This is a genomic window from Nonomuraea sp. NPDC050022 (assembly GCF_044460705.1).
Taxonomy (GTDB): domain Bacteria; phylum Actinomycetota; class Actinomycetes; order Streptosporangiales; family Streptosporangiaceae; genus Nonomuraea.
In genome coordinates, this window is the sequence record NZ_JBITKE010000018.1 from 34,778 (window position 1) to 47,426 (window position 12,649).

General features: G+C 68.6%; 13 protein-coding genes. 7 read left to right on the forward strand and 6 right to left on the reverse strand.

Features of this window, described 5'->3' with window-relative positions:
• Positions 1-31: 31 nt before the first annotated feature.
• Positions 32-1,660, reverse strand: a complete 1,629-nt coding sequence (locus ACIBO2_RS51815) for a carboxylesterase family protein (RefSeq protein WP_358547879.1) — start codon at positions 1,658-1,660, stop codon at positions 32-34.
• Positions 1,657-1,890, reverse strand: coding sequence for a hypothetical protein (locus tag ACIBO2_RS51820; RefSeq protein ID WP_358547882.1), 234 nt, complete (start codon positions 1,888-1,890; stop codon positions 1,657-1,659). Before ACIBO2_RS51820 ends, ACIBO2_RS51815 begins: the two co-directional genes overlap by 4 nt.
• A gap of 92 nt (positions 1,891-1,982) precedes the next feature.
• Between ACIBO2_RS51820 and ACIBO2_RS51825 the strand changes: the two genes are divergently transcribed.
• Both ACIBO2_RS51825 and ACIBO2_RS51830 read left to right on the forward strand, forming a co-directional pair.
• Complete coding sequence (locus ACIBO2_RS51825; RefSeq protein ID WP_358547885.1) at positions 1,983-2,624, forward strand: TetR/AcrR family transcriptional regulator; 642 nt, start codon at positions 1,983-1,985, stop codon at positions 2,622-2,624.
• 539 nt (positions 2,625-3,163) lie between these two features.
• Positions 3,164-3,886, forward strand: a complete 723-nt coding sequence (locus ACIBO2_RS51830) for a tyrosine-type recombinase/integrase (protein WP_358434570.1) — start codon at positions 3,164-3,166, stop codon at positions 3,884-3,886.
• Between the two features lie 149 nt (positions 3,887-4,035).
• On the opposite strand, the gene ACIBO2_RS51835 is transcribed toward ACIBO2_RS51830, so the two are convergent.
• Positions 4,036-6,099: an NACHT domain-containing protein gene (locus tag ACIBO2_RS51835; RefSeq protein ID WP_397304744.1), complete on the reverse strand. Its 2,064-nt coding sequence runs from the start codon at positions 6,097-6,099 to the stop codon at positions 4,036-4,038.
• A gap of 550 nt (positions 6,100-6,649) precedes the next feature.
• On the opposite strand from ACIBO2_RS51835, the gene ACIBO2_RS51840 reads away from it, so the two are divergent.
• The gene (locus ACIBO2_RS51840) at positions 6,650-6,802 is read left to right on the forward strand and encodes a hypothetical protein (protein ID WP_358547892.1); all 153 of its coding nucleotides are present in this window, start codon (positions 6,650-6,652) and stop codon (positions 6,800-6,802) included.
• 167 nt (positions 6,803-6,969) lie between these two features.
• On the forward strand, positions 6,970-7,254 hold the full coding sequence (locus ACIBO2_RS51845; RefSeq protein ID WP_397304745.1) for a DUF4193 domain-containing protein: 285 nt from the start codon (positions 6,970-6,972) through the stop codon (positions 7,252-7,254).
• A gap of 200 nt (positions 7,255-7,454) precedes the next feature.
• Here ACIBO2_RS51845 and ACIBO2_RS51850 read toward each other — a convergent pair whose 3' ends face one another.
• Positions 7,455-8,048: a CAP domain-containing protein gene (locus tag ACIBO2_RS51850; protein ID WP_397304746.1), complete on the reverse strand. Its 594-nt coding sequence runs from the start codon at positions 8,046-8,048 to the stop codon at positions 7,455-7,457.
• A gap of 679 nt (positions 8,049-8,727) precedes the next feature.
• Between ACIBO2_RS51850 and ACIBO2_RS51855 the strand changes: the two genes are divergently transcribed.
• On the forward strand, positions 8,728-9,396 hold the full coding sequence (locus ACIBO2_RS51855) for an SMI1/KNR4 family protein (RefSeq protein ID WP_358547903.1): 669 nt from the start codon (positions 8,728-8,730) through the stop codon (positions 9,394-9,396).
• Between the two features lie 507 nt (positions 9,397-9,903).
• A complete protein-coding gene (locus ACIBO2_RS51860) occupies positions 9,904-11,187 on the forward strand; it encodes a hypothetical protein (protein ID WP_397304747.1) in 1,284 nt (427 codons plus the stop codon).
• A gap of 284 nt (positions 11,188-11,471) precedes the next feature.
• Here the strand turns inward: ACIBO2_RS51860 and ACIBO2_RS51865 are convergent, their stop codons facing one another.
• Both ACIBO2_RS51865 and ACIBO2_RS51870 read right to left on the reverse strand, forming a co-directional pair.
• Entirely contained in the window at positions 11,472-11,660 is a 189-nt protein-coding gene (locus tag ACIBO2_RS51865) for a hypothetical protein (protein ID WP_397304748.1), read from the reverse strand.
• A gap of 88 nt (positions 11,661-11,748) precedes the next feature.
• Positions 11,749-12,060 (reverse strand): hypothetical protein, encoded by a 312-nt coding sequence (locus ACIBO2_RS51870; protein ID WP_397304749.1) that lies wholly within the window; start codon positions 12,058-12,060, stop codon positions 11,749-11,751.
• A gap of 181 nt (positions 12,061-12,241) precedes the next feature.
• On the opposite strand from ACIBO2_RS51870, the gene ACIBO2_RS51875 reads away from it, so the two are divergent.
• Complete coding sequence (locus tag ACIBO2_RS51875; protein ID WP_397304750.1) at positions 12,242-12,556, forward strand: hypothetical protein; 315 nt, start codon at positions 12,242-12,244, stop codon at positions 12,554-12,556.
• Positions 12,557-12,649: the final 93 nt, after the last annotated feature.

The following is a 12,649-nucleotide window of genomic DNA, read 5'->3' on the forward strand; positions in this document are numbered from 1 at the left end:
ATGACGGCTCAGCTCATGGGCTGGAGCTCTTTCACTTGCGTGTGTCCCAAAAGCGGCAGTGGTGTTCGGTGGAGCCGTCGCCATTGCTTCGGGCCGAGGAAAGGGAGCGGACGCGGTTCGCGCTCTTGCTGGTCAGGGGCTTCCATCGGGGCAGGCTCGGGTCGTTGGGATTGCCGGTGGCGGCGAAGCGGGTCCAGTAGGCGATCATCTGGTCGGCCAGCCGGCGTTGGCTTGTCGAGAGGGGCTGGGCGGTGGCGGCGCCGGGGCCGTCGAAGAGGTAGGGCAGTTCTCCGCCGTGGTAGGCGCCCAGAGGGAAGGCGGCGGGGATGGGAAACCCGGATGGTCTGGGAGCGGGATCGTCGGCGAATTCGTATTGGTAGACGGGGGTCTTGCGGGCGAGCAGGCGGTTGCCCGCCTGGGTGGGGCAGGTCCAGCCGCGGTCGGTGGCGATGGCGGCCCATGCCAGGGAGGGGGAGCCATGTGCGCTGAGGGGATACCTGGCCGCGACCCGCCGGGCGTCGGTGCCGAAGGCGGTGCGCAGGAACTGCTGATAGGTCTGCCGGGTCAGAGGCTGGCCGGGACCGTCGAAGTACATGGCCACGAAGTATCGGGCCTCGTGCGCGGTGGTGCCGGCCATGAGCGGCACCGGGTGGAGGCGTCCCTCGGCCACCGCCCGGCGCGGGTCGAGCGGCAGCGTGTCGCTTCCGTACGAGGGCGCCCAGGTGGCGGGCATCTTCTGCTGCGCGGCGAGCAGGGCCGGGACCGGGGCCTGGCGCAGGCAGGCCATCGTCTGGGCGGCGTCGGTGCATCCGATCTGTTCGGCGGCGGCTGCGGCGATCTGTTCGCCGGACTGCCGTGATGGCCACACGGTGTCGCCGCCGGCGGGGTCGATGCCCATCTGGCGCATCGAGCATGTGCCGCTTTGGATGATCGCCTTGTCGAACAGCCCCGCCGCCGTGGGGGATGTCAGCTGGGCGCAGGTGCTGAACGCGCCCGCGGACTCGCCGAACAGGGTGATGTTGCGCGGGTCGCCGCCGAAGGCCGCCGCGTTGTGCCGTATCCAGCGCAGCGCGGCCTGCTGGTCGAGCAGGCCGAATGCGCCCGAGCCGGGCAGGGCGGGGTGGCCGAGGAAGCCGAAGATGCCCAGCCGGTAGTTGACGGTCACGACGACCACGCCCGCCTTCGCCAGCCGCTGGGTGTCGTAGTCGCCGCCGGCGCCCTGGGTGAAGCCGCCGCCGTGCAGCCAGACCATCACCGGCAGCCGTTGTCCGGCGGGCACGGTCCGGGGGGCGGTGACGTTCAGGTACAGGCAGTCCTCGGTGGTGCTGGCCGGGTTGGAGTCGGCGGGATTGGCGTTCTGCGGGCAGCGCGGGGCCGTGCGGGTGCCGTCCTTGACGCCTTTCCACGCTTGGACGGGCTGGGGCGGCTGCCAGCGCAGCGTTCCGGTCGGTGGCGCGGCATAGGGGATGGCGTTGAACCGCTGCACGTCCCGGCCGATGTGAGCGCCGGTGACGGCGCCGGACGAGGTGTGCGCGACAGACTGGCGCGAGCTCGATGCGGGGCCGGTGGCGCTCGCGCAGGCCGCGACGACGGACAGACCGGCCACCGCCGTGACCAGCCGCACGCGCGCCGTCCTGCGCGCCGTTCCTCGGGGTTTCATCGGCGCACCGCCCGATACGTCGCGATGAGCAGGAACGCGGCTCCGAGGGTGCCCAGGGCGAGATCGGCCCAGCCGGGGACGCCGACGGCGTGCAGGATGCCGGCGATTCCGAAGCTGGTGTCCCACTGCGCCTCGGTGATCGCCGAGCCGAACCCCTGCACGGTGAACAGAGCTCCGGCCAGCCACAGCGCCTTATCGGCTGTGCGGTTGCGTGTTTGCGAACGACTCATGGCGTCCTCCCTTGTTCCGATGCGTACGCATCAAATAAACCGGAAAAGTTGATACGATGCAACCGCATCGAAATGCTGTCGGAAGGAACCCCATGCCCAAGCAGGTCGACTACGAGACGCGACGCCGCCACATCGCCGAAGCGGTCTGCGACCTGATCGACCGGCACGGCCCCGAAGGCGCGACCCTCCGGGACGTGGCGCAGCAGGCTGGGGTGTCCATGGGAGCAGTGCAGCGATGCTTCGCCACCAAGGACGAGATGCTCGCCTTCGCACTGCACCACATCACCGAACGCATCACCGCGCAGGGCCAGGAGGAGATCGACGCCTCCGCCGCCAAGGAGTCGGCGGTGACCCTGCTCACCGCCACCCTGCGTACGCTCACCCTGATCGAGCCGCACCAGCGACGCGACGCCAGGATCCTGGCGGCCTTCACCGCCCACGCCACGGCCATCCCGTCCCTGGCGGAAATCCTGCGCCAGGCCCACGCCAAAACGCGCGACCTGCTGGTCTGGCTGATCCGCTATGGCCAGCGAACCGGCGAGTTCCGCGACGACCTCGACGCCGACCTGGAGGCCGAGACCCTCCTGCCACTCGTCGAAGGGCTGACCTCACTCGCCCTGCTCGGACACCGCGCCACCGTACCCGCCCACGACACGCTGACTCGTCGTATCGACGGCCTGCTCATGCAGCCATCCCGGCCAAGCCGACCGGCCTCATCGACCGCAATCACCTGAGGGTGCCTTGCGAGCGCGGCACCAGCGCTGCGTCCGTCACACCACGTACGCCAAGACGCCTTCCAGAGGCGCCAGACGTTCACCGTCACGCTTGGCGTGTGATGTTCTTCACCGCCGGCGTCCGCAGCGACCCTCAGCCGGTTGCTCTATGCGAGCGGGCCTTGCGGTGCGAATCAGCAGGATGGAGACCAATGATTGCGGGATAACCTTCGTTATCTGGCAAGATAGCGATCACAGACCAGGCGCGAGCTGGGCGGAGCGCTTCCGGCACTCAGGCTTCGTTTCCCGGTTATCTGGCAACTACATAGGCGATGGAGGGCGACGGCGTGAACGAGGTGATCGCCGAGCAGCTCGGCCGCGGCCATCCGCTCGCCACGCACCTGGACGACTTCCTCACCGACAAGCGCAACGCCGGCGCCTCCGGCCAGACGATCCGCGCCTAACGCGGCGACCTCCTGCAGTTCACCGCCTACTGCGACGGCGAGCTCGGCGAGCTGAGCGCCGCGCCTATCCGGGCCTTCCTCGCCGACCTCGGCCAGTTGTCGGCCGCCACCCGCAAGCGCAAGCGGGCCGCGATCGCCTCCTTCTGCCGCTGGGCCGTCAGGCACGACCTGCTCGACGCCAACCCCATGGACCGCATCGACACCATCAAGGTGCCCAAGACGCTGCCCCGCCCGGCCGCGGCCGCCGACGTCGCCAAGGTCCTGGCCGCGATCTGCTCGCGGCGGCCGCGCAAGGACCTGCCACTGGACCGGCTGCGCGACCGGGCGCTGTTCGAGACCGCCTACGTCTGCGGCGCCCGCGCCGCCGAAGTGTGCGGCCTGTACGTCGAAGACCTCGACCTGCGTATGGACGACGAACACGTCCGCATCCACGGCAAAGGCGGCAGCGTGCGCACCGTCCTGTTGGACGACCGCGGCTACGTCGCCCTGCTCAAGCTCTACCTAGCCCGCGCCGACTACACCGCCGGGCCGCTGTTTCGCGCCTCCATCAACGGCTACGGCGGGCCCCTGTCCTACGACGCCGCCCACCACCGCTGGCAGGGCTACTGCACCGCCGCACGCGTCGAGATCGACATCCACCAGCTGCGCCACGCCCACGCCACCGAACTCATCAACGCCGGGGTGTCCATCGAGGCCGTCCGCCGCCGCCTCGGCCACGCCTCCACCGAAACCACCCAGCTGTACGCGTTGCTCGACGATAAGGTCGCCGACGCCGAGATCCGCGCCGCCCGCCGACGCCGCGACCGGGCAACGCGCTGAAGAACCTTCACGACCAAGAGCGACCTCACTCGCTGCGACCAAGATCCTTCTCAGCGCCAACGGCTGTCCGCCGGTTCCTCACCCCCGGGCTCGGCGTGGGCATGTGCTGGACTGCCGGTGGCCCCGGACAACGGCCGCGCCTGGAGTCCTCAGACTTCTGATCCTTCCTGCGGTTGGCCTTTGAAGACCGTCGGCGCCCACAACGCCTCCTGAAGTTCGCGGTGGCGGAACTGGTAGGCCACGCCGGCTTCGCGCAGCAGTCCGGCGCTGCAGGCCCACCTGCAGAAGGCCGCGAACCGCCAAGGCAACCGCCCCCTCAGCGCGGCGCTCGCCAGTCCGCACACATATCTCGCTCCCCCCGCCCCCAGCGCGAGACCGAGGGCGGCCCCGAAGAGGATCTGTGACCCGAACCCGTAGACCAGCCCGCCCCCAGGCAGAATGAGAAGCCCGAATATAGACGCGAAAGTCACCGCTCTTGTGAGTCCCCACACGAGATCGGTGCGCACCGCCTCATGCGGCGTCAGGGTGTCGGCTTCATCCCACCGCCGTCGATCGTCGTACTCCCATATCAAGCCGAAGAACGCCAGAAGAACAGCGCACATAAAGGCGATCGCCACTACCTCGGTGCTGCGCCAGATGTCGGAGACTGACCTCAGCGACAGGAGGCCGACGGTGACCCCGCACACCAACCACCAGGAGCCCGCGCGATACCGATCGACGCGTCTGCGCCGCCTCCAGATCCCGGGCTCGGGCCACCAGCCGACCGCGACGGACAGCATCCACCCGACGCACCAAAGGCATGCTGCGACCCCTATCGGCCAAAACGGGTACGGGTCCTTCTCCTCCAGAACCTTGGGAACATACAAAATCGCACCGATCAGGAGGAGCCCCGCTACCGCCGCGACATGTAGCAGCCGGGGCAGGTACCGGCCGCCGATCGGCCAGATCAGGTGCGGCACGATGTCCACCGGCGACATCTTCGCCTCGCTGGCCTGCCAATCCAGGTGGCGGGCGACGTGGGTCAGCCAACGGCGCACGTCCTCAGGCCGGTAGCGGCTGTCGTGGTGGTCGCTCTTGCGGGTGGCCGCGGGGATGAAGGCGGACAGCAGCGTGCTCTCCATCCGGGCTTGCGCGTCCCGCCCGGTCTCGCCGGGCCGGGGCGCGAGGTGGGCGGCGGCAACCGGGTCGTCATCGATCATCGTGACCGCCAGCATGAGCCGCCACGGCGTCGACAGCAACGCGCGCACGCTCGCGTGGCCGGGCTGCTTCAGCCCATCAAGGACGGGTTGCCACGCGCGGCGTTGCCCGGCCTGGTCGCGGTGGCGTGCGGCCAGGTAACCGGTGATCTGCCCGGTGCCCAGGGGAAGGACGCGGATGGTGTGTGCGTGGTCGAGCGCTACATCGAGGCGGTCGAGCCGGCTGTGGGAGTCTGCCCGTGTGGTCACCACCACGGGGGCGAAGGCGCGGCCCGCATAGTACCGGTTGAGCTGGCCGATCAGAGCTGCGGCGCGCGCTGGCGGGGCGTCGTCGCCGTCCATTTCGTCCAATCCGTCCAGCACCGGCAGGATCTGACGATCATCCACGAGCTGGGCAGCCTCGGCCCGCGGGACGTCGTAGGCCTGGCTCAGGTGCTCGGTCAGCCAGCCAGGCAGGTCACGGTCGACGGTCCAGGAGACGGCGCTGAGCCGTACCGGGACCGGCCAGCCCGTGTCCGGGTTGTCCTTCGCCGCCTCGGCCAGGGCGATCACCAGTTCCATCGCGAGGATCGTCTTGCCCGAGCCCTTCTCGCCCACGATCAGCAGGCGCCCCTCGGGCAGGCCGCGGTAGTAGTCGGCGATGTCGCTCAGGCTTCCGGCCGAGGCGCGGCCTTCCTCCTGCCACGACAGCAGCCGTGCGGCCACCTGGCGCACGCGCAGGGTCAGTCCCTCGCGGGGGGAGCGCGCGGAGGTGTGGAAGCCGACGTCGGCTAAGACGACGCCTCCCAGCAGCGCGGTGCGTACCCGGCACTCCTTCTTGTATACGTCTGTAGCCAGCACGATCCGGGCCGAGGCCGACGTGTGCTGGTCAACAGGGTCCCGTTCCGCGACGAACAGGGTGACCACGATGCCGATCGCGGTCAGTACCACGCCGTAGATCTGTCCCTGGCTCGCCGCCTTGCTCAACTCGGCGTCGCTACCGAACAAAGCACTGTACGCCCAGCCGATCGAGGCCACCAGCAGCCCGCCCGCAACCAGCCACCGCCCGTACTTCCGCCGGCGCCTCATGACCACATCATGAACTCTCTGCCGACGCCGCGTCTGGAATTGACCGCGGCGGGGCGAGGGGTTCGCCCACATGCGGACCGACAACCGCGGTTTTCAGCTCCAGATGGCGTTCAATTCATGTTGAGCTTCAACGCCAGTAGAGTTTCAGGTGGGGTCCAGAACAGGGCCGACATGCCTCGGCGCCACCGCCCGCTGAGGGCGGTAGTACCGAGGCAGCGCACCTGACATGCCTGACATGCCCAAAGACCCCTGAATACTGGTGTGGCAAGTACGCGCCAACCCTACTTACCACACATGACTGACTACTAAGAGTCACACAAGATAACTGTGGGAATCGAACAGCGATCGAGTGCCGGAGCATGCCTGGTGCCGGGGGCGAGTCCGGCCGGGGCGACGACGATGCGGGCCGCCGGCCAGCACCGCTACGGCCTGCCCTCAGCGCTCGAGTCGTCCGAGGTCCGGGCTACCGCTGCCCGGTCGAGGCGATGTGCTCGTCCAGGTGGGCGCGGCCTCAGTACATCCCGAGCAGGCCATCGCCGGGGCCGCCACCTACAACCGCGCCTACCCCGGGTCGTTGGCCGCCCTCGGCATCGCTCCCGAGGCCTATACCGACGAGCGCGCCTGGACCACCTGGCTGGCCAGCGCGACATAGAACAGCGCCCCCACCCGCCGATGCGAGAGAACCATGTCGGCAGACGTGCGCCATGCCGGTGAGTGGATCACGTGTCCCTTCCTCGACAGGCTCACCGCCGAAATGGGGCAAGACGGTAGATCCACCCGCCCCGCGCCTACTCGGCTGCTCTATCGCGCAGTTCCGCCATGGCCTGGTCGGCCATCGACGACGACTCCGGAGAGGGGAGCCTTCAAGAACTCCAGACTCGCCGCGCCGACACCTCGTCCGGCAGCGTCGACGTCGACGAGACCGACCTGGCTGAGTCGATCGAACTGCCTGGCGCGGATCTGTCGAATGAAGAGCTGTCCGTGCGGGTGATCCCGCCTCAGGCGGACGAGTTCACCTGCTCGAGCTGCTTCCTGGTGCACAACCGTAGCCAGCGCGCCTCTGAGCGGAACGGTCAGCAGGTCTGCCTGGAGTGCGCCGCCTGACCGGGACGACGATGAGGCCACGGCCGCGCCGCCCATGGCCGCTTCCGGATCCGCTCCAACGGCGATCGTGTGGACACCGAGGCGGCTGTCGGCACGTCGCCGGCCCAATGTGCTGCCGCCCGATGAGGTGATCTTCAAGGTGCCTTCATCCCTTGCGCCCTCGGTGACGGATGCTGCGCCGTCGCCACTCCGTCGCCCGCCTATCGCTGGCAACGTCCGAAGTCGACAACGTACGTCCCGCCGCCTGCGGCCCCCGCGCCGGCCGGATCCGCCGACCCGGCCGCGACCCCGATGCCGAGGTCTGTCAGCGTCGGGCTCAGGACGATCTGGCGGTGGCCGTACGTGCTGACGTTCACCCACCAGTTGACGGCGGCCCGCGCGGTGCCATAGCCGGTGCCCCAGCCTGTGTAGGTGGTCTCGGAGTAGGCCCACGACACCGGGTTCGGGCAGTAACCTGCGCCGGTGATACGACTGTACGGCGTAGAGCCGGTCTGCGGGTTGGTGTGCGAGTCGGCGCCGGGCCGCCACCACTTCAGGCTCGCCGCCGCAGCGGCGTGCGACGTCGCCGCCGAGTCGAGCGAGCTGTTGCGGGTGAGCGCGGCCAGCCCGACCTTGGCGCGTTCGGCGTCGACGAGGCAGTGCACCGCCTGGCCGACCATGGCGAGATTGCCGCTGGTCGGAGCCACGTCGTAGTACGCTGCCGCGGCGGCGCACCCCGGCGCGGCCGCGTACGCCGGGGCGGCGCTCACGAACGGGACGGCCATTAAGGCAGCCAGAGCTATGGTGCGAATCATAGTGATCTCCTTTGGCGATGGGATGCTCATGCCCTTCTAGCTAAAGGGCGGCCCCCGGGTGCGTGCATGAGTAGCCCCTTACTCAGCCGCGGCGATGGGCCGGCCACCGTCTCCAGCGTTGTCGTGGCCAGTCCGCCGAGCAGTTCCGCGGACTTTGCCGGGAAAGCGGCCAGGACCTCGGTGAGCGGTGGGAGCACCGCCGGATGCAGGAGGGGGAACGCCGAGGTGACCAGCCACCAGACGCCGATCGCGACCGTGAGCCCGAGAGCGGGCCAGCCCAACGCCGTGGCCGTCGCGCTCCGGTTGGGAACGACACGTCTCGCGGTTCGGAGCGTCAGCCCTTCGCACACGGTCTGAGCCAAGAGCGCGCAATGCGCGTGCAAGGCGGCATGGTTGACCACCCGCCGCCCTCACGGCGCCACCCCTGCTCGACTTCGACTTGAGCGGCTGCGGTCTCCCGGCACGAAGCAGATCGGAAACGCTTCAGCGGTTCCTTGACCGAATGTCGGACAACCGCGACATAGGCCGCGAGGATGGTGATGCGCTTGCTCACGACGATGACGAGGCCCTACTGGCTGATCTGGAAGGGATTGTGTGGGACTTTGCGGTCCGCCATCCCGCCCCCGCCCGGCGCCGCGAGCCAAGCTTGCCGGTGGCGCCCGTGGCTACGACGAAGGCCATGGGCCAAGACCAGAGGCCGCGCCCCGGCGATCTGTCGGCGCCGACCAACGCGGAGAAGCGCGCCACCGGCTGCCTGCCCGACCACCGAGCCCCCGTCGTGCGCACCCCGCGAGCCGCCGTCACGGCCCAGGTGAACGCCCCCTGGCGGCGCATCGAGCGCTGGCTCGCCCGGCACGCGCCCGGCACGTACAAGAGCCTGCGCACGCCGGCCACGCCCCTGGCGATCGCGCGGGCCGAGGCCGCCATGGGCGCGCGCTTCCCCGACGACCTGCGGGCGTCGCTGCTACGCCACGACGGGGCGAGCGACGGGGGCTTCTCCTTCCCGCCGATCTACAACGCCATGTCGGTACGCGGCATGCAGCGCGACTGGCAGGTGAACTGCGACATCACACTCGACGACCCGGAGCTGAGCCCGTACTGGTGGCACGGCCGCCTGATCCCCTTCGGCTACGACAGCACCGGCGGCAGCCTGTTCGTCGACCCGGACACCGGCCGCACCGGCAGCTTCCACAGCGAGGACGGCCTGCACACGGACGACGGCGACATCTGGCCCTCTTTCCTGGCTCTGCTCAAGGTCACCGCCCGCGCCCTGGAACGGGGCGAGCCGGTGCGCGGTTGGCAGCCCGGCGTGGAGAAAGGCCGCCTGGACTGGCGCTACAAGGGTTAGACCCTCATCCCGCCGTCCACCGCGACCGTGGCGGGACATCTGGCCAAGCTCGCCTCCTTTCTGAAGATCCATCATTCGGGTCGTCGTCGGCCACGGGGATCCCGGGCTCAGCCCTCGGGAGCCACCAGCTCGACGACGCCCGGCTGTAGCGTCGAAGATCCATCGTCATCAGTGCCCGTCCTGCGCAGCGTGAGCAGGAAGGCATGGGCCCCTCAACGGCACGGAACTTCACTGCGTGATCACCGGCCATCTGCGGACAGTAACACCGCGATCACCTCATGCGGAACCACGCTATCCGGCGAACACCCCGGACCTCTTGGCTTGACGGTCGGCCGCCATCGGCAGTGAGATCGCCGAGCGTGCATGGGCACCTACAGGTCGGCTCTGCCCGCGCCCCTGCGGCAGTGGTGTTTGCCGAGCGGAGATGACAGTCCGTGGTACGTGGCTCATCCTGGTGGGTGTCGCGCGACGCGTCAGGCGCCGCCCCACCGCTGGAAGGGCGATCTGATGGGAAAGCGTAAGCCATCGTCGCGGAGCGTCAAGAGCAAACGGCGGCGCCAGGACAGCCGTGAGGAGGGCGATCGCTCCGGCGCGGAGGAGGGATCCTCCGATGAGTCCCCGGCGACAGACGGCCCCGGCCCCGCCCCCCGCTATCCGGTACGCAAGAAGCTGCCTCCCCAGGAATTCTGGAAGGCACCGCCCTCGTCCCAGCCTGTTTCGTCTCAGCGCGGTTCGTCAGGGCCGGCCGCAGACAAGCAGCCCTGGAGAAAAACGAAGCGCGGGCAAAGCCCCGTCCCGGTGAAGGACGATGATTCCGCCTCGAGCTCGGATGAGTCCGAGCTCGAGGAACCGTACGTTGGCGGAACGAACGCGATCACCGTCGGCCCCGCGAACATCGCCCTGTTGACGTACAAGGCCGCATCCGAGTCGGCCGTCAAGAAGTCGTACATCTACCAGGTACTGCAGAAGATCTCCACCAACAAGATCTTCAAAACTTTCTTGCAGGGGGTGGCCGGCCAGAAGCCCGATTGGCGGCAGACAGCACGGGAACAACGAAAGCTGCCCGAGAACAAGCGCTCCATCGATGAGAGCGTCCTCGACAGGCTGGAAGGCGTCGAAAAAAGCGCGAGCATCGCGGTCGTCGACAGGAACGGTTTCCCGGATGGCGAGGACGACATAGGCCCTGCCACCTACAATTCCATCACCCACACCATCGAGATCCAGAATGTCCACGACACGGATGGGTCGCTTTCCGCCGACTACTGGGCCTGCTTCAAAAGCGCCCTGTTCGAGCTGTGCAACGCCTCCCAGCGCCATGTCTCGCTCGCGGTCGACCGTGCGGCCGAGAAGGGCGAGCTCGACTGCGTCAGCTTCGTCCTGGCGGTGGAGGTCGTGGAGCTCAAGAGCGGCGAGATCTTCGACAACCTCTGGGACAAGGTGTCCGCGGACAAGGACTGCTGCACCGCGGTGGACCCCGAGACCGGAGAAGCGCGGGCTGTGAAGGCGCCCCGCTGGCGTTACAAGGATACGGGCACAACCCGGCTGGATCGCCTCAACACCTCCATTGCCCATGGCCACGCCGACCAGTTCATCCAAGGCTGGTATCAGCAATACAGCGACGCATACGGGCAGCGACCCGAGTCGGGCACAATCACGCAGCAACGCCTCAAGAAACTCGGGATCACGGTGACGCAGGAAGAGGTCAAGGCCATGCAGGCCCGCGTCGCCTCCTGGCTGAAGAACCCGCAAGGAGTTGACTCCGACGAGGACGACCCCGAGTTCTTCCCCTAACGGGCCAGGCGGCGTCTTCGGGCCAAGGCGCCGCGCCGGGCAACGTTGCCGGACCCGTTGTCGCACCGGCCCGCACCGACGTTCAGCGCCCGCGGCCGTCAAAGGCGCGGCGCAGGTCGCTCACCCCAGTTCCGCTACATGGGCGCTCTGGGTCCGTCCAGGTAATCCGACCGTACAGTCCCCTGTGTGGCGGAGACTCCCGTTCTAGGTCATGAGCTTCGTGGCATGCCCTCCACCCAAGGGGCACCCGGCCACGCCAGAAGCTTGAGCTTCACCACAATGGCTCAGGCTTTCTGCTGGCCACGATCTGGGGGCGGCAGTTGCAGCCAGCTGCGCTCGATCAGCGCCGTCCACCAGGTGCCACCGGCCTCGGGCACGCCGGAGTACGGCTGGCGATCCGGGGTGACGCGCAGGACCTGCGGCTCGGCCAGCCGGGCGCCGCTAACCGGGTCGTAGTAGGCGACTTCACCCACAGCGACAGGTGGCCGTCGGCGATGTCGGCCAGGGTATGCCGCAATGCCTGCTCGGCGCGCGGGGTGACGGCAGGACCCTGCTGGCCGGTCAGCGTCCCAAGGCGGCAGACCCCGCCGCGCCGGACTGGCCAGCGCGCAACCGATCCGCGACCTGAGCGGCCAGAGACGGCTTGCGGCTGCCGGACGCATCCACCGACAAGGTGCGGCGCTCGCGGTCAGCGATCAGCGTGCACACCCGAAGCCGGACATCGGCCGGCCCGTGCTCGAGCGTGAGGGAAACGACGTCGGCATACTCATCGAAGGCGCGGGCGGCCCGCTCCAGCGCCTTCGTCAGTGTGACGGCGGTGACAGCCCGGCGGCCGCCACCCAGACCGAGCCGGAACGGCCGGTCTACGGTCACCGTTGTCCGCCGTGGGTCGGTCCGCCGTCGGCGTCGGGAGCTGATGGGAGGCTTGCCGTCCGATTGGCCTGCACCATCTCTTCGAAGGAGCCATACAGGGCCGGCCAGCCGGGGCCAGGCTCCAGCACGCTGTCGGGCAGTTGGTCGAAGCGCGATGGCCACTCAAGGTGTTCACTTCCATATGAGCACTTCAGATAAGGCCGACGCCTATGGCTGGGACGCGCTCATCAGTTTGCAGGATCAGCAGATCGCCGACCTTGTGCACCCGCTCGGCCTGGCAGACGCCCGGATTCTGTACCTTCGATCGCTGCACAACTTCGTGGACCCCACCCGCCATGGTCACCGGCACCCGCTCATCATGTCGGCGCAGGTGTTCATCGAGGTGTTCGCCGCCGAGGTGAGCGGCGCCTCCTACAAGGTCGCCCAGCGCGCCGCCCTGCGTCCATCGTTGCGTTCCCGCGCGGAGATGGCGGGCCCATACCCCATCGACCCATGACTGCGGATCAACCCCGCACCCCATCGCTTTTTCTCCGGCGAAGGCTTCATTCCCGCTCCGAGGAGTGCAGGGCCAGGACTCCTCGGACTTCAG